The sequence below is a fragment of the Pseudomonas sp. P2S-1 genome (genome assembly GCF_057197725.1).
In genome coordinates, this window is the sequence record NZ_CM170068.1 from 5,423,831 (window position 1) to 5,440,576 (window position 16,746).

At 56.1% G+C, this 16,746-nt stretch carries 15 protein-coding genes and 1 tRNA gene; 4 read left to right on the forward strand and 12 right to left on the reverse strand.

Going from position 1 to position 16,746, the window contains the following annotated elements:
• Positions 1–523: 523 nt before the first annotated feature.
• Complete coding sequence (locus AC2CQI_RS24265) at positions 524–1,237, forward strand: NYN domain-containing protein (RefSeq protein ID WP_484578119.1); 714 nt, start codon at positions 524–526, stop codon at positions 1,235–1,237.
• A gap of 2 nt (positions 1,238–1,239) precedes the next feature.
• The gene (locus AC2CQI_RS24270) at positions 1,240–3,501 is read left to right on the forward strand and encodes a hypothetical protein (protein ID WP_484578120.1); all 2,262 of its coding nucleotides are present in this window, start codon (positions 1,240–1,242) and stop codon (positions 3,499–3,501) included.
• A gap of 1,297 nt (positions 3,502–4,798) precedes the next feature.
• Here the strand turns inward: AC2CQI_RS24270 and AC2CQI_RS24275 are convergent.
• From AC2CQI_RS24275 to AC2CQI_RS24300, 6 genes are all read right to left on the reverse strand, one after another.
• Complete coding sequence (locus tag AC2CQI_RS24275) at positions 4,799–5,689, reverse strand: chromosome segregation protein SMC (RefSeq protein ID WP_484578121.1); 891 nt, start codon at positions 5,687–5,689, stop codon at positions 4,799–4,801.
• An 81-nt stretch (positions 5,690–5,770) separates the two neighbouring features.
• A complete protein-coding gene (locus tag AC2CQI_RS24280) occupies positions 5,771–8,665 on the reverse strand; it encodes a DUF927 domain-containing protein (RefSeq protein ID WP_484578122.1) in 2,895 nt (964 codons plus the stop codon).
• Positions 8,662–8,931, reverse strand: a complete 270-nt coding sequence (locus AC2CQI_RS24285) for a DUF3077 domain-containing protein (protein ID WP_484578123.1) — start codon at positions 8,929–8,931, stop codon at positions 8,662–8,664. The genes AC2CQI_RS24280 and AC2CQI_RS24285 overlap by 4 nt, the downstream gene beginning before the upstream one ends.
• Positions 8,928–9,212: a hypothetical protein gene (locus AC2CQI_RS24290; RefSeq protein ID WP_476744334.1), complete on the reverse strand. Its 285-nt coding sequence runs from the start codon at positions 9,210–9,212 to the stop codon at positions 8,928–8,930. Before AC2CQI_RS24290 ends, AC2CQI_RS24285 begins: the two co-directional genes overlap by 4 nt.
• A 547-nt stretch (positions 9,213–9,759) precedes the next feature.
• Entirely contained in the window at positions 9,760–10,353 is a 594-nt protein-coding gene (locus tag AC2CQI_RS24295; protein WP_484578124.1) for a hypothetical protein, read from the reverse strand.
• Positions 10,350–10,547 (reverse strand): helix-turn-helix transcriptional regulator, encoded by a 198-nt coding sequence (locus AC2CQI_RS24300; protein ID WP_484580662.1) that lies wholly within the window; start codon positions 10,545–10,547, stop codon positions 10,350–10,352. The genes AC2CQI_RS24295 and AC2CQI_RS24300 overlap by 4 nt, the downstream gene beginning before the upstream one ends.
• Here AC2CQI_RS24300 and AC2CQI_RS24305 point away from each other — a divergent pair.
• Positions 10,519–10,650 carry a hypothetical protein gene (locus tag AC2CQI_RS24305; RefSeq protein ID WP_484580687.1) on the forward strand — a complete coding sequence of 44 codons (132 nt, stop codon included), beginning with the start codon at positions 10,519–10,521 and terminating at the stop codon, positions 10,648–10,650. The genes AC2CQI_RS24300 and AC2CQI_RS24305 overlap by 29 nt on opposite strands.
• Positions 10,651–10,723: 73 nt before the next feature.
• Here the strand turns inward: AC2CQI_RS24305 and AC2CQI_RS24310 are convergent, their stop codons facing one another.
• From AC2CQI_RS24310 to AC2CQI_RS24320, 3 genes are all read right to left on the reverse strand, one after another.
• Positions 10,724–11,563, reverse strand: coding sequence for a hypothetical protein (locus AC2CQI_RS24310; protein WP_484578125.1), 840 nt, complete (start codon positions 11,561–11,563; stop codon positions 10,724–10,726).
• Positions 11,564–11,845: 282 nt separating this feature from the next.
• Complete coding sequence (locus AC2CQI_RS24315) at positions 11,846–13,087, reverse strand: tyrosine-type recombinase/integrase (protein ID WP_484578126.1); 1,242 nt, start codon at positions 13,085–13,087, stop codon at positions 11,846–11,848.
• 166 nt (positions 13,088–13,253) lie between these two features.
• Positions 13,254–13,330 (reverse strand) — tRNA-Met (locus AC2CQI_RS24320).
• Positions 13,331–13,538: 208 nt separating this feature from the next.
• Between AC2CQI_RS24320 and AC2CQI_RS24325 the strand changes: the two genes are divergently transcribed.
• The gene (locus AC2CQI_RS24325) at positions 13,539–14,879 is read left to right on the forward strand and encodes a sensor domain-containing diguanylate cyclase (protein WP_484578127.1); all 1,341 of its coding nucleotides are present in this window, start codon (positions 13,539–13,541) and stop codon (positions 14,877–14,879) included.
• On the opposite strand, the gene AC2CQI_RS24330 is transcribed toward AC2CQI_RS24325, so the two are convergent.
• The 3 genes from AC2CQI_RS24330 to AC2CQI_RS24340 form a co-directional block, all read right to left on the reverse strand.
• Positions 14,873–15,337 carry an NHL repeat-containing protein gene (locus tag AC2CQI_RS24330; RefSeq protein ID WP_484578128.1) on the reverse strand — a complete coding sequence of 155 codons (465 nt, stop codon included), beginning with the start codon at positions 15,335–15,337 and terminating at the stop codon, positions 14,873–14,875. The genes AC2CQI_RS24325 and AC2CQI_RS24330 overlap by 7 nt on opposite strands.
• Before the next feature lie 138 nt (positions 15,338–15,475).
• On the reverse strand, positions 15,476–15,904 hold the full coding sequence (locus tag AC2CQI_RS24335; RefSeq protein WP_484578129.1) for a delta-60 repeat domain-containing protein: 429 nt from the start codon (positions 15,902–15,904) through the stop codon (positions 15,476–15,478).
• Positions 15,901–16,674, reverse strand: a complete 774-nt coding sequence (locus AC2CQI_RS24340; RefSeq protein ID WP_484578130.1) for an NHL repeat-containing protein — start codon at positions 16,672–16,674, stop codon at positions 15,901–15,903. The genes AC2CQI_RS24335 and AC2CQI_RS24340 overlap by 4 nt, the downstream gene beginning before the upstream one ends.
• Positions 16,675–16,746 lie beyond the last annotated feature (72 nt).

Here is a 16,746-nt window from a genome sequence, read left to right on the forward strand (position 1 = left end):
GAAACCTTGAAGCCGCTTCTGCTATGGTCAACCAGTATCACGGGGCTGGAAGTACTGACGGAGCTAGGCGCCCCTCTGTCGAGCCCCCCTATCGCACGGAGAGCATGGATTCAGTCAATGGCGTCACATGAAAGTGAAAGTTCTGTTCCGGCTCTGAAAGCCCCTGAGCTTTAGGATAAGGAATAGAAAAGGGATACATCTAGACTGATCCAAGGATGGACAGTAGCATCGTTCCCCTATCAGACAGCCTCTCGAAATCAGCCCTAGACCTCCGAGATAGACTATGCTGCCATTAACAGCTCTGGAGGTTGACATGGAAGAAATTAACGCCTTACATAATTATCGAAAAAATAATCACATGCAGAAAAAACAAACTAAAAATAAATCTAATATTTAAATACATTACCAATTTTGATGGATGCACACCTATGGATGGACCTTTAGGAAATTCAAAAGCACCCACAGTTAACGCATCACTTTTTCACGAAGCTTTCGACCAGGAAGAACTTAGAGCATCAAAACAATGAAGATTGCAATCTGCATCGATTACGACAATCTTGAAAAAACACATAAGGTGGAAGGTATCCTTTCCGTTGCCACCAAAACCTTAATGAAGTTAGCAGAGCAAATCGACTCACCCATTCGCAATTGCGAGATTCGTATCTATGGTGGATGGTATGAGGGAGAGTCTCGAAGCAAACTATCTGAAGATTTGGCAGCTAATATTGATGCTAATTTCCCCGCGATAATCGGCGCCACTCTAAGGAACGGAGAAGTATGTAAAATCGTCACCACCGCCGAGCTTGCTTTCTCCCTATTAGAAGAGCCCGCGCACTATCTTTTCAATACTTACAGAAAAAAAGGCAGGCCAAGTAATATACGGGTTACATCCAAAGATGACGCAGGATGTAAATCGGAAACGTGTCTACTCCCGTTAGCTCGAAGACTTTTGCAGAAGGGTAGCTGCCCTGCAGCAGGATGTAGTACTGAAGATAACTCCTTAGTCTACAGGCACGAGCAAAAAATTGTGGACACAATGCTCGCTTGCGATCTCATGTACTTGGGTACTCAGGGTTATCACCACGTGATCCTCATAAGTGCGGATGATGATTTCTTACCTCCCTTGAGGACGCTACTATTACGCGGATCTAAAGTAATCCGTATGCATCCAAAGCAGAGTGCGGCCAATCAGCCGATCATCGCGGCGGGCAAGACACTTTTAGAAATGGTACTATAAAAATGCAGATCGATACTTTCAAATCAATTATTAAGACCTTTGCCGATCCGGGAGAAGAGGTTCTTTACGACAAGCAAAGAATTATTTTCTCGATGAATGGGAACTTGGTTGACGCAATAATTGTATCCGATTCGGGAGATATTTATATTGAAGAATCAGGTCTCCGATTGCCTGCAAGTAAATGGATCGTCCAAAGGCTTGCTAATCTCCCACTACTTTGCAATCGAATTCTGGAGCAAATTCAGGAACATAAAAATTTCGTATCCCCCGCTGCGGATTTTCTTCCTTCCCTTGAGTCGCAGCCTGATGAAGCTACGACCAAAGTAGACGATGCGTTGAAGGCAACTCTCGACGCGCTAAATGAACGCTCACCCTTTGAGACAAATGTTCTCTATATTACGAGCGATGCGGGAGAGGGTAAAACATCTCTCATTAATCGCGCAGCTCGTGAGCAAGCCAAGAATTTCTCGTCTGGTAAGTCAGATTGGCTTTTAGTACCTATTGTGTTAGGGGGCAGACACTTTCTTCGTTTTGATGACATTACTGTAGGCGCCTTACAGAACAAGTACAGATTTCCCTTTCTCTACTATAACTCTTTTCTCGCTCTAGTTAGAATGGGTGTAATTGTTCCGGCATTTGACGGTTTCGAGGAAATGTTTGTAGAAAACAGCTCGGGCGAAGCTCTTTCTGCAATGGGTATTTTGGTAGGGGCTTTGAACTCAACCGGCTCTGTAGTTGTTGCAGCACGAAAAGCATACTTTGAGTTTGAAAATTTAAAATCACAGGAAAGACTCTACGACACAATCTCTAATTACTCTGTCGGATTTTCAAAAATAGAGATCAACAGATGGAGCAAAAAGCAGTTCCTACAATACTGCCAGAACCGGTCAATTGAAAACTCCCATAGTATTTATGAGAAGGTATCTGAGCGCTTGGGTGTGGATCACTCTTTGATTACGAGGCCTGTACTCGTGCGCCGGCTAGTAGATATTGCAGAGGCACACCCCCTAGAAGAGTTTCTTGATAAAATTCAGTCATCGGGGTCCGATTTTTTCTCAGTCTTTGTAAAAAGTATCATTGAGCGCGAAGCCATGGAGAAGTGGATTGACCGCTCAGGAGACATCGGCTCTAACTTGCTTACCGTAGAAGAGCACTGCGAACTTCTTTCGCTAATTGCTGTTGGTATGTGGGAAGCGCGAACCGATTACCTAAAGCAAGACCATTTGGACATGGTCGCAGAGTACTTCTGCGAATCCAAGAAAAAGTCGTCACTTCAGTTCCAGCAAATTCGAGACCGGATAAAGGGACACGCACTTTTAGTTTCTTCACCCGACAACAACCGCTCTGTAGAATTCGACCATGACGAGTTCAGACAATTCTTTTTGGGCGATGGCTTGGGCGCAATAATGAGCCCCGACAATAAAACATCCGCGTCAGAAACGCTGAACATTCTTCGTCGAGGAATTTTGCCAGAGCACACTCAGATCGCGCTCGTACGGTCTATTACTCGCCATGGTGCTGAGTCGAGACTTTCTGCTGCCGCTCTCCTTTCAAGAATCAGCAAGATGGATGGGCAAGCTTCATATACGAGAGAAAACTGTGGCAACCTTATCTCTCGCCTGCTAAGTGGCATCTTGGCGAACGGACTTTTACTTGAGGAAATCTCTTTCGGCATCGATTGTCTTCGTGACTGCAAGCTCCATAACATTCAATTCAAAGATTGCTACTTCGCGCCTGGAAGTTACGAAAACACAAAGATCTTCCAATGCAATTTTGAAAGTTGCAATTTCGGAAAAATTGTAATTCACGAATCAACGGAATTCGACGGCGTCCACTTCGAAAACTGTTCCTTTGATTCATTACGCCTTGAGCAAGCTGGCATTGAAATCTGGGAGCCGTCTCAAATTGAAGTCCGCCTAATTAAACATGGCTGCGAATTCGAGCACGAACCTGAACAAATCCCAGATGAAACGCCTATTGTGTTTGATGAAAAACTTGGACTCGTAGAAAAACTTTTGCGTTACTTTATGCGCAGCACGCACATCAGCGAGTCCGTGATCAAAATCAAATTAGGCGACCGTGGGCAACACTTTATCGACTATGTCCTACCAGATCTAATTGGTAGCGAAATCTTAGAGGAGATCGACAATCGCGGCTCAGGGAACCAACGACGATTTCGGTTAAACAAGCCTCTGCAGACTCTGAGCATGCACCTCGCAGCAGCACAAGGGTCTTACGATAGTTTTTTAAGCAAATTCAATTAGCAGAGACTTTTACAGTCGCACCCACACCTACATCTTTGATAGTTTATTTCTCACAGCGTCTGGTGGGGCCTTACGGCCCTATCAGCGATATTAGCTCCACCAGAAAAATTGGCAGTCGCCGATCAGTTCTAACAACTGATGACGCTCGTGCCATTACACAAGCCGCGTTCGAGTATTCAATACACGTGATTCCGAACGATCCGCGTCTCGTGAACATTTGGCTCACCGACCGCGCAGGAGAAGCAATAGCTTAAGCCACGCTTGCACTTAGACTTGTAAGACTGGAGCATAACCTTGGTGAGAATGTATGGCTCGAAGCAGCGATGATCATCGAGCGATAATTGCTCGTCTGCTACTCGGCCAGACGCTCAAACTTCACCCACACCACCAACGGGTGAGTAAAAGCCATTCTCCGCCACGCAATTTCGGATGCGGTCCAGCAGGACCATTCAAGGTTTCAAATGCTTTAATTCTGGAGTGATCGGCATTCAAGCAGCGACCTTAGGCGCACGAGCGCTTCGAAAGTAGGCGTTAGCGACTTATAGGAGCTCTTAAGAAACCCCACCGAGGCGGCGCCGACTGATCCGGTCGCCGCCGTGCGCGGCTCGGGCCTCGTCACCCTCGAAGGGAAGTTGTCGCCACTTTAGGAACTCGCGGCTGGAGTTGCGCAAGTCGTCTCAACTTCAACACCACTGGTGGTGGTGAGGCAGAAGCGGGAGGAGATGGTTGCAGCACTTCGGATCAACCAAGACCACGCCGCCCCGCCCTCTGAGGCACGGGCTCTATTCAACTGCGCCCTAATTAGAACTTTGGCTTGGCAGCGCGAACCCGAAAACATCGAAATGGGTAAGCTATCGGACTAGCTCATTAATCCCACTCGAAAGTGTCCCGCTGAAGCTTTATAGCCGAGGGTCATACCCCACTTCAACTCTAAAGTTTAATTAATTAAAAATATAGCGAGCCACAGCCGGCAAGAGAGGGCCCTCGCCCTCTAATTTGTTTTTCAGGCTTTCTCAAGGTTGATCTTTCTGTAAAGACCGAAGACGATTGTCGATTAGCTTCACTGCCGCGTGTATGACATCTACCGACTTCCTTTCAACGAGAGTGAGTCCTTGATGATTATCCTTGATTAGCTTCACCAGGCTCAACAGGTAAATCCTGCGCTCTGTTAGCGCATCGCGAATAGAGGGCGAGTTTTCCGTTAATCCAAACATGGTCCTTTCTCTGTCTGCGGTTCAAAGGCATAGCAGTCTGCTGTTGCAGACTGCTCGCTCCCTAGGCTCATTGAGGCTAGGGTTCAATCAAGGTCCTCAGCCGCGACTTCAGCCTGATTCTCTGTATCGTCACTCAACCCGATGATCTCCTGAGGACGGAACTGCCTGGCCCCAACCATCAAGCTGCTCTGACTCCATTGGCGATACAGGTCCATGCGACTCGGGATCCTGAGCTCATGAAAAGCCATTTGCTCGCGCCCCAGGTACTGCATGCCGGCGTAGAGCTTACCCCCGAGATCGATCAGCGCCTGGGCTGCAACATCCCACTCTTCCTCCAGACGTTCAGTGGCAAGCACAACCGCATTCCGTTCAAGCTTTGAATACTCTCGGTCAGCCTCCTCTATATGCTCATCGACAACCTGAATCTCTCGTTCCAATGCGGTGACGATCAGGCCCTGACGGCGTTCATGCTCCTGAGCAGTTTCCAGAGCTTTGGCCGCGTTCTGAGCTGCGGCTGATGCAGTTTTTTCAGCATCGATATCCCCCCACGCCACGGCTTGCGCATAGTTTCGTGCTGCTTCCTCTTCGGCAGCACGCGCCTCTGAGGTTTGCTTGCCCGTCTGGGTTTTCATTTCTCCGAGGCGAGTGGTCAGCGCTTTGCGTTTCTCCAACAGTTCCGACTTATCCGCCGCCCAGGAACGCAAGTGTTCGTGATAGTCGGCCATCAGGCTCGGGGTATTTTGTTTGCGCTGGTGCCAGTCGATGTCGCGATCGATCATTTCAATTCTGTGCTGAAGGCTACTGATACGACCCTGGCTGATATTCAGCTCTGTTTCGATGCTGCCTCTTTCTCCCGAATGCTCTGTTGCAGGCTCGCGTAGCAGAGCTTCATGCCTCGCTACGTCCTCCTGGTGCTGCTGGATTTCAGATTCAAGGCTTGCGCGTTCTACAGATAATGCGTCGAAAGTTCTCATAGGGTTTCCTTAAAGTCGTTGGGGTTGGATGGCTGGCGAGGCCGGAAGCGCCCGGCTAGATCTCGTCGTGATGAGCTGCCGTTAAGCCGCTTCCGTTTCCGCCAATGCCACCTCTGCCCCTGGCTCGCTCAAGACCACATAGCAGCGCTGCACACCCATGCCAGGAAGGCGTACCGAGCTAGACGCTTTTCCGTCTTTACCTGGCTGCAGTACCCCCCGCAGGACAAGCTCCCGATTGACGGCGGTGAGGTTAAAACCTCCAAACACTTCAAAGCGCCAGGCCTCGGGCAGCACGTAATAGGTGATGGTGGTATGCAGGTTGTCGCCTACACCGTGCTCCATGGTTTTTCGGAAGCCCAGTCGATCAATGGTTCGCGGTCCGTGCTCATCGATCTTGGCGGCGGTGGATTCCCAGCGTGTGAACCGACTCTCGCCGAAGCGCTCAATCACCTGGCGCAATCGAGTCATGATCGCTTCGCCTTCCAGGTTGCCTGCGCCGCCACGCTCCGCCAGCCATCCATGCAGACAAACCCGGGCTGCGGTCGTGGCCGTTCCATCCGGCCAGCCCGTCACACCAAAGGCGGTTGCCAGCTCTCCCGCCGCTGCTGCCAAGGCAAAACGCAACGCCGCCCGCTGGGCCTGGCCGCTGGCCGTGGCAGGAAGGTTCTGGGCAATGAACTGCTCCACGGTACGCCGCACGATCACCGACCACCGCAGCATGTCGCCAGGCTCACTCAGAGCCCTCAGAAAGGAAGTGAGCGGCGTGCCGTAATACTTGGCTACCCGCGCCTTGAGGGCGTCAGAGAGCGCAGCGGCGTCCTCAAAACCGTTGAGCGCATCGAACATGCCGAGGCCCTTGCTCGCGTCTGCCGGCACGGCAAGCATTCGCACTTCCATACCGGCCTTCAGATCCTTGTTGGCATCGGCCATGTGCTGCGCCAATGTTTTCTCGCCGGTCGAGAGGAACAGCAGACGCCACTCCTGCACCTGTCGGCCTGCTTGACCTCGATCATTGGCCCTGGCCTTACCGGTCCCGTTGCCGAGCATGTACACCGTCTCACCGATGATGCGGGCATCGCACATGCCGATTTCATCCAGTACCAGGAGTCCATCCGAATGCGCGGCGGCGATGGACTCCAAGGCGTTATCCGTCGACCGCCACGAACGCACCAGGCGGGGACCACCATAGACGGATGCGGCCACCTGCAGGTGTGTGGTCTTGCCGCCCGAACTATCGCCGTAGAAGTGGAAACCACCGGATTCATGGCCCAACAGATTCAACAAGGGCCCCGCAAAGGCCACGCTGACGACAAATGCCAAACGGTGGTTGCCTATGCACAGCGCGCCGATCTGCTGTTGCCACTGCTCCAGGGAACCAGCCTCGCTGATGGGAGGCAGTTGCGCCCCAGCCTCGTAGAAGTACAGATGCTCGTCGTTTGATCCGATCTGCTGCTCTGGTAGGAGAAAGGCATTACCGTGCCAGCCCAGGCGCGTAACCAGTCGGGCTCGCTGCGCACTATCGAACCCACCCAGATAGCTCTGGAGGTCGTTTCGGGCATTGCGTCCGGAGCGGCTCCCGGCAAGTCGTAACCCCATATCCACCAGAGGGCCTAACACGTCCTTGCCGAAGTCCCCGGTCATGGTCCGCGCCGGAATGTTCCAGCGTTTTTTCACGCCGTCCGGGTCGTCGAACTCGACCAGCAAGCCCCAGTTGTGGCCCTTCTCATCGCGAGTTCGGGCAATGATTTCCAAGGGCGAACACACCGGACGCGCCTCGCCATCATCGCCGGCGTAGAAGACCCCGTCGGGGGTCAACCGAAAGCCCCCGGGCATCAGATCGTTTTTTGATTTTGCAGACCGTTTGGCCACTGGCTTTGCCGGTGCAGGCTCTTCAGGTTTCTTGCCGGCCGCGGACGAAAGAAGTTCGCCAGTTCGCATCAGCTCCGCGACGTGGTCAGCTGTCCAGCCTTTCGCCAGCGCGTCGGCAGCGTCATCGCCGTCTTCCCACTTACCGCCTTTGGCAAATGCGGGCTTTCCGCTTTTGCTGGTGGGCTTACGCTTGAACACCTCAAGCGTCAGTCGCTGGACTGATTTCGCGCCGAGCTCAAGCAACTTCGACTCGACGGCATCCATGCAAGCTTTTCCACTGGCGTCGTTGTCCGGCCAGAGCAACACGTCGCGCTCCTTGAGTGGAGAGAGGTCCGCCTTATGCCAGGAGTTCGAGCCATTCGGCCAGCAGGTCCCCACATGCTCTGGCATCAACTGAGCCGCAGCGTCAGCAGCCTTTTCACCTTCGCACAGGACTACCGGTGCATCGGCTCGCTGGGCCAGCTCATTCAATCGCAGCAGTGGGCGTGGCTCGGATAGCCCTTGCCAACGCCACTGAGTGGCTTGACCGTCAGACCGGTTACACCAGGTCAACGGTGCAAACACTTTCTTTGGCTTGCCGCCCTCGTCCGGTCCAAGATCGAAGCGATACAGGACCATGACAGGTTCACCCTGGGCGTCCCGGTAGATCCATACCTTGGATGGCTCGCCGTGCTGCCGATGTTTGGCCGGACACTTGCTCATGGCCTCGACAGGGATCGGCTGAACAGCGATCCATTCAGGTGCCTTACTTTTTGCAGGCGAGCTCTTGGCTTGGGTTGTGCCGGCAGAAACTCCAAGCAGGTCCGCCAGCTTGTTGCAGGCTTCAACGTCAGTGCCTCCATCGAGGTAGCGCACGAGGTCAATCAGATCCCCGCCTTTGTCACCGGTGGCGAAGTCCGCCCAGGTGCCCTTGCTCAAACTCACCTTGAGCGAGCCCGCGTGCTTGTCTGTACGGGTTGGGTTGGGGGCCGTGTATTCCTTGCCGCCATCGACACGCTTGCCGTGTGGCAGCCAATGCTCCAGCACACGATCAATGTTCTGCAGGGCGGCGCTTTTCACGTCAGCGAAGCTTGGTCGTTTTTGAGTGCTGCCAGTGCTCTGAGTCATGGCTCTGCCCTCGCCGCAAACATTGAATCGCTCACGTCATCAAGGAGGGCCTTGGCCATCTGGCCGAGGTAGAAGGCCGGCCAACTGAAGCGCTCGCTGCCATCGTTCATTGCGGCTTCGAGGGTCAGTTGATTTGCGTAGAACTGCAGAAGGGAAACCGTTTCGAGAGCATCAGAGATTGACGCTCCGGCGTTCACTCGAAACAGGCGCTCCCCATTTGGGCTTTCAAGGAAAGATGCCCGGCCCAGCGTAGTTGGAGCGGTCATTGGGCACCGCCTTTCTGCTCAACAGGAACAGAGGTCGCATCACCATGGAGCGCAAGTGTTTTGATCAGACCCAGGGTGCCACGAACATCCCAAATGATTGATGCGATGACATCGCCGGAGAGGCAGGGTTGATCATTCTCGAAGTGGTACTCAAGCAAGGTCAGCACGGAGTCAGCGCGGTTGATCGCGCAGGTGATCGCATCGATAGGTATGCCGGCTTCGGCTTGATTACCGACGGTGAGCAACTGCTCAGGCAGGTCGGATCCGTGCAGGGTGCTCATAGGACACCCCCGGTGGTTTCCAGGGCGCGAGCTTTTGCCATGTGGGCGTTGTAGCGGGAGAGACGTGTAGCGAGGCTGGAGTTGGCGTGTAGAGCGGCGAGAGCCATTGCACGGTGTGCAGCGGCGCGAATTTTGGACGGACTGAGGGCGTGCATCGGCGTAGCTCCTACTTTGGCTGGAGCCGCCACCGTCCTTCCTACGGGATTGGGTGGCAGCTGTGTGCAGGGTAGGAATACCGGGATAGTAGGCACCCGGCCAGGCCGAAGCCTGCCCACACACAGCCGCCATAACACGAAACTGCGGACGTAAAAAAACGCCAACAGTTGTGATCTGGGCGCTGATGCGCCTACTAGTTTCCGGGTTCCTACGCCCGGTCGCTGAATTTGCAGCGACGGGATGAGAGTAACTGTGCTCTTCTGAAAGCGCAACTGTAACGAGGGCTTGCGGATTAATCCGAAGCGAAATAGATTGAGCGTGCATACAGATTCACCCAAACGCCCTTGGTAGCCGCCTAGGGCGTTTTCATTTGTAGAAACAGCTGAGAGGGTCAGTTGCCGGACTCCGGCGGGTGAGGCTCGCCTTTCAGCCAGGCATAGATCCGTGCGTCTTCACGACAACGGCGCCGGTACTCTTCTGCGAGCCATGTCTCTCGATCCGCCACGCACTCTGCGACGAAGATTTCCAGCTCGACCTTTTCCCGTCCAAATGCGTGGCTCTGTTCACTGGTGGCTCGCTCCGCTTCCAGGTCTTTCGCTACCCAGGTGTCCCAGACTTCTGGGTCGTTGGAGTAGGTGCAACTTTCATCGACGAACCAGTAGGTGACCCACTCGGCTATCTGGTTCGGCGTCAACGCCAAGCGCCGCTGCTTCTCCATGGCAAACGGGCCGTCGCCGTGAATGGTGGAGAACTCGCGGCGAATGCCGTGCTTGCGCACGAAGTCGGGCATTTCCCATGGGTTCGCACGGAGCGGAATGGTCAGTCCATCTGGATTGAAAAAGAACGCCTCTTGGGTTTGGCCGTTCCAGCTCACACCGGCAATGATTCGGTGACGCCAGTTGATTTCGTCCTTCTTGTACAAACAGAACGCTGCGCCATACGGATCGTGGAATGGGCCGGCGAAATGGTGGCGGCGCACGCTCATACAGCCACCCGATCACGTGCCTGAATTCGGCTGAGTGCCCATGCTTGAACTTCCGATAGAACCCACGCGACGGGGGCTCCACGTGCGACGCTGTTGCTCAATTTGACCGGCTGGGGAAAAGCGGAGTTGGGACGCTGCATGAGCTTGTAGATGGTGGAGCGCTTCATGCCGACGATGCTTTCTACCTCGCGCATGCGGATCAAGGTCGAAGAAGCATCAAAAAGCGATGGGGAGGAGCTAGATGTCTTGCGCGAGGAAACGGTCGCAGCGGTTTTCATAGGTATTGCTCTCGCTTGATTTGGACAGGCGAGAGGAATGTTCTAGAAATGGATCGGCGGTGAGCAGTTCACTTCCAATTGAAATCTCAGGTTTACAGGACGTGACCGCGCTTGAGAATGGCTTCCACACTTTTGCGCGTGAGAGCCTTATCGGTGTCGAGCGCGATCCACTCAAGGCGTTCATTGGTCGGTTTGGCGATTTCCCGCTCCAGCCAAGCATGGACCGCCGTTGCGATGTGTCGCGGAGGCATTCCTACTGCCCGATATTGGTGTCCAAGTTTAACTATCGCTGTGTCCCGAGCGCTGCTCTCCTCGTTACGGTCAATGCCACTCAGGATGCCGCCTTTTCTGCGGATGGCATGCTTAAGCGCTTGGTTGGCGGCGGGTCTAAGTTCGTCATCAGCTAAGCATGGGAGGGATGTGATGGGGTCCAGATAGAGGGCGTACTGATCGATTGCTTCAATGCACTCATACTTATCGACCTGCATTTTTACGAATTCGCAGTAGACATCACGCGGCCAACTAGTCGAGGCGTTAACGGCAAGAGCTTGAGCTTTTTGCTCGGTTGCCTGCATCCATTCGGCGAGTACCTCCAGCGCCTTCACAGCACATGCCAGTATGTAGGCGGTGTGAGCCTCGCGATCAGATGCTGAATCGCAGTTGCTGTACATACGAACCCAATCTGCCAGCGGAACTTCGCTGTCTGTGGAGGCGTATTGAAAAATGGTCTCTTCGCTCCTCGTCGTGCGGGTAAGCAGGCTGCGGAGATCGCTATCGATAGCGTCTAGGTGAATGCGAAGGCAGCATTGGTCGATCAAATGGCACGCGTCTTCGATTTGTTCGCAGCAAAGCTCGTAGAGTGGTTGTGCCAAGAGATACTTGAGCAGGTCGCCGCCTAACGCGGATTGCAAAACACCCTGACGATCAATCATCGCCCAATGCCTCTGGCATGATGTTTCGGCCCGTCCCACGCCCTATGACGGGAGCGTGAAGCCCGCGACCATCAAGTTGCCAGTACCGGCGTGGAACGGTTGCCCGCAGCAGCCGAGTGCTGGGCTCAGTGTTACATGCAAGCGCCACGTTACACCGGATATATGCCATGGCGCTTAAGCATGTAACTGGCGAGAAAGCCAATAAAACCAAGTGATTGGCTAAAGTCGTTACACGAGTAACACCCGTTTCACCGACTCCAGAGAGAGGCAGGGTATGTGCTCTCATACTGCTTTTCCAAACTGGCCTTGGACCACATTGCCGGCCTCTAGGGCATCGAGGTGATCTGCGTACCATTGCATCATCACCGAGCGCTGCTCTAGATATTGAGCCTTGTTGTAGATCCCTCTGACGCCTTGCGCTTTGTGACTAAGCTGGGCCTCGATATGGTCAGCAGAAAACCCATGCTCGTTGAGGATTGTGCTGGCGATGTGGCGGAAGCCATGGCCTGTCTGGCGGCCTTCGTAACCAAGACGTCGGAGGGCCATCAGGAATACGGTGTCACTTCTAGGTTTGGTGCGGTCGCTCCGACCTGGAAACAGAAGGGGATATGCACCGGTAAGTTGCCGGAGTTCTACCAGGGCTTGTACGGCTTGAGTGCATAGCGGCACCAGGTGTTCACGACCTTTTTTACGTCCCTTGCGCTCAACGGGAACGGTCCATAGCTTCTTGTCGAAATCGAACTCTGCCCAATGTGCTTCTCGGAGTTCACTGGGGCGGACGGCCATCAGGGTCAACAGCCGAAGGCCAAGCTGAACATCTTTGGCATGTGGGTAGGACCGTATTGCACGGAGCAACCCGGGAAGCTCGTCAGGAGATACATGGGCATAGTTCTCCGCCTTGCCCGATGACAGGAATTTGTGCACTCCCTCCAGGGGGTTGTTGACGGCTCTGCCAGTTACGCGAGCCAGGTCATAGATATCTTTGCAGTAAGCCCTCACTCGACTCATCTGCTCCAAAATCCCCTGGCGCTCAAGTCCCCGCAACAGATCCATCCACTCCATGGACATGATCGAGGTATAGGGGCGTTTACCGAGCGTCGGGAACACATGGCGTTCGAGCGCCCCAAGAATTCGCTTGGCGGTGCCCGCATCCCAACCCGTCAGGCGAGACGTGTGCCATTCCCTTGCCAGGGCTTCAAAGGTGTCGTTGGCGGCGTCGATATCTGCAGCTTGGCGGGCCTTCTTGGAAATGATCGGGTTTTTCCCTTCCGAGGCGTCCGCGCGTAGATCGGCTGCTTTCTGCCGAGCAAAGGCGCCGCTCACTTCTGGGTAGCCGCCGAGCCCAAGCCATGACCACTTGCCGTCCGGCTTCTTGTAGCGCAACTCCCAGGACTTTTGGCCGTTTGGCTTGACCCTGAAATACAGCCCCGGACTGTCTAGTTCGCGGTATGCCCCGGCCTCGGCCTCTAGGCTGGAAAGGGTAGTATCAGCGAGCGGGCGTCGCTTGATATCTGAGCGCTTCATCCTTGTATGCCTCCAGTTCAATTACTTCTGGAGCATACACGTGGGCATACACGGTGGGGAAGGATAGGGATGGACAGAGAGGGACAGCCAGAAACAAGAAAGCCCGCACTAGGCGGGCTTCTTGAGGTGATTCATAGACCGCTGTAGACATCTATGGATCGGTACTTGGTGGCTACACAGGGACTTGAACCCCGGACCCCAGCATTATGAATGCTATGCTCTAACCAACTGAGCTATGTAGCCAAGTGGCGCGCATTATTCGCTCGAAACGGATATCTGTCAACAATCTTTTTCAAAAAATTTTACGCGCTTTCAACCGCTTAGCCGGATTCACGCTTTTGCAGCCTTGAACAAGGCAGTTCAGCCAGGCCACGCCGGATTTGCCCGCAAGGGTCCCTATCCAGTAACGTGGCGCTTTGCAATCGCCTGGTCGTTCGCCAAAGTCGCTCCCATGCCCAACGCCTCCGAACCCGAGCCGCTCCCCGAGGGACAGGAAGTCCTTCGCCTGCGGGAAATCATCGCGCACAACTCCGACTGGCTCTGGGAAGTCGACAGCCAGGGCCGCTACACCTTCTGTTCCGAGCACAGCCGGCAGATGCTCGGTTTCGCGCCTGACGAAGTGCTGGGCAAGACCCCCTTCGATTTCATGCCGGCCGAGGAAGCGGCGCGGGTCGGGGCGATCTTCGCCGGGATCGTCGCCGAGCAGCGGCCTTTCGCCGGCCTGATCAACCGCAACCTGCGCTCCGATGGCCGCCTGGTCGTGCTGGAGACCAGCGGCGTGCCGATCTTCGACGGGCAGGGCACCTTCTGCGGCTATCGCGGCATCGACCGCGACGTGACCCCGGCCATCGGCCCGCTGGACCGCCGTGAAGTGCAGCTCGAAGCGCTGTACGCCGCCGCCTCGGTGGCGCTGGGCCTGGTGGATCGCCAGGGTGTGCTGGTCAACGTCAACCATGCCCTCGGCCAGTTGCTTGGTGGCGATGCCACCCAGTTGGTCGGACGCCCATTGGCGCTGCCCGGCCTCGACCTGGCCCGCTGCCTTGCCGAGCTGGAACAGGAGCAGGCCGTGGCCGACCGCGAGCTGGACTGGTGCGCGCGAACCTACCTGCTGCGCATCGGCGCGGTGCGGGATCTTGACCACGAAATCCTCGGCATGACCCTGGCCTTCAGCGATATCACCGAGCAGCGCCTGATGCGTGAAGCCCTGGCGCAGAGCAATGCGCAACTGGCCGAGGCCAATGCGCGCTTGCAGGCCCTGGCCAGTGAAGACTTCCTGACCGGCCTGCCCAACCGCCGCCGTTTCGACGAAGCGCTATTGCAGGAAAAGGCCCGCGCCCGCCGCGAAGGCCGGCCGCTGTCGCTGCTGATGGTGGATGTGGATCACTTCAAGGTGTTCAACGATCACTACGGCCACCAGGCGGGTGACGAGTGTCTGCGGCGTATCGCCATGCTGCTCGCCCAGTCCCTGCAACGGCCCGGGGACCAGGTCTGTCGCTATGGCGGCGAGGAGTTCGCGGTGATCCTCCCGGACACCGATGTCCACGGTGCCCGCAGCGTCGCCCGCGATCTCTGCCGGCAGGTCTTCGACGCCCATCTGCCGCATGTGGCGAGCCCGCTGCAGCGGGTGACCCTGAGCATCGGCAGTGCCAGCCACGACCCCGACCGCTCCGACGACAGCATCGCCCTCGGCGCCTTGCTGCGCGTCGCCGACCTGGCCCTGTACCGGGCCAAGCAGGGCGGACGCAACCGGCTGGTGCAGGGCGGGCAGGAAGAGCCCGCGGCGTCTCACTGAGTCATCGCGGCCGGGCAGTCCGTGCTGGCGCGTACCAGCAACTCGCTGGCCAATGGCGAGCGGGAAATGCTCAGGAAGGCATCCACCCCCAGTTGCACCCAGGCGGCCGTCGTCGGCCGCACCCACAGCAGGCACGAGCCGTTACGGGCGCTGAAGCGGTCGCCCAGGGTGCCTTCGAGCATCAGGCGGCCGTCGGCTTCCAGTTCCAGCGCCAGGCGGGTCACATCGCTGGCGACCTCGGCAGCGATGCGCTGGATACCGGCGTCGCCGAAGGTCTCGTCCAATGCGCCATTCTTCAGATGGCGAGCCAGCACGAAGGCCCCGGCGTCGCGGTCGATGCCGGCCATGAGGATCTTGCCGTCCGGCAGCAGCACCGACTGCTCCCAGTGCGTGGTGGACGGCAGCGGCAGGAAATCGGCGGAAGCGAACGCGGCTTGGTTGTTGTATTGGGTTGCCATGGTCGGGCCTGCGGAACGAGGGAGACGGAGACTGTTTTTTAAGCCTTGGCGGTGATGGCCGTCTACTGGCAAAAATATCAGGTGTTGCCGGTTATCCATCGCTGCAAGCGCAGATGGATAACCGGCGACTGCATCCCGTCAGCCCAGGTACCGGGCAAGGAACATCTGCTTGGTTGGCGTTTCCCGGTTGCGCTGCCCGGAGGCCAGGATCTTGCCGTCGTCCTGCAACTCCACGACCTCGCATCTGTCCTGGCCGCCAAGGTTGCTGACGACCTGGCCGCGGATGCCGAAGTCCATGTCCAGATTGCCGTTGGCTTCCATGCGCATCAGGATCACGTCGCTTTGATCGTAGGTGAGGCCAGCCACCAGGAGTTTGTCGTCAGGCAGCAGGGCGGCGCAGGTCGCAAGGGTTTCGTGCCCCTGGAAGACCATGATCTTCGGCTCGCCGTTGTTGAAGGTGCTGTCCAGGCTGCCATCGGCATTCAGGCGGGCGACCAGGGTATGTGCGCCCAGGCCAACGCTTGCGCCGCCGACGCCGATGATCTTGCCGTCCGCACGAACCTTCACCTGGAAGATTTCCGCCTGGCCAGGCGGGAGGGCAGGGCGGCTTCGCCGTTTTGTCCGAAAGCGAGGTCGGGGTTGCCGTCGGCGTGGTATTGACGAACCACCGCCTTGCTGAAGTCCGCCGAATGGCCAGCCAGCAGGTAGCCGCCGTTGGCGGTCACGGCCAGTTGACGCAGCGGATGGCTGCTGGCCTCGACGTAGCCCAGGCCATTGTCCCCGAACTCGGGGTCCAGGATCCCGTTATCCAGCAGGGCGAGGTAGGTGCCATAGAAGTACGGGTCGTTGCGTTCCGACACCACGCAGGCGATGACCTTGCCGTTATCCAGTGGCTCCAGCGCGGTGATGAGGTTGCTGCGGTCGCCCAGGCCGAAGATGTTGAACCCGTTCACGCCGAAACTCCGGTCCAGTTCCCCGTTGGGCAGCAACTTGCACACGAAGGTGTTGTGGGTGCCCAGCACGCCTAGCGCGCCGTAGACAAGCGCACTGTCATCAGGCAGCACGCGCAATTGCAGCAGCTCGAACATGTCCCATTCCTGCAGGCGGATCCGCACGACGCCCTCATCGCCGAACGACGTGTCAGGCGCCCCGTCCTGCAGGTAGCGCAGCACAGTGATGAGATCGGCTTCGAGGCCATTGCAGACGCTGAGGATCCTGCCGTCGCTGAGCCGCTTCGACTGGCCGTTGTCCGTGTCCAGCGGGAAGAACAGCTGGCCCTGGGTGCCGAAATGCAGATCGAGATCACCAGGTTTGCGGGTGTTCTGGGGGACGTTCATAAGCGCTTCCTCGGTAGAGGTGGATTGAAATCCAGTTTCTACGCTCAGCTTGCAGCGCCAGCTACTGACAGA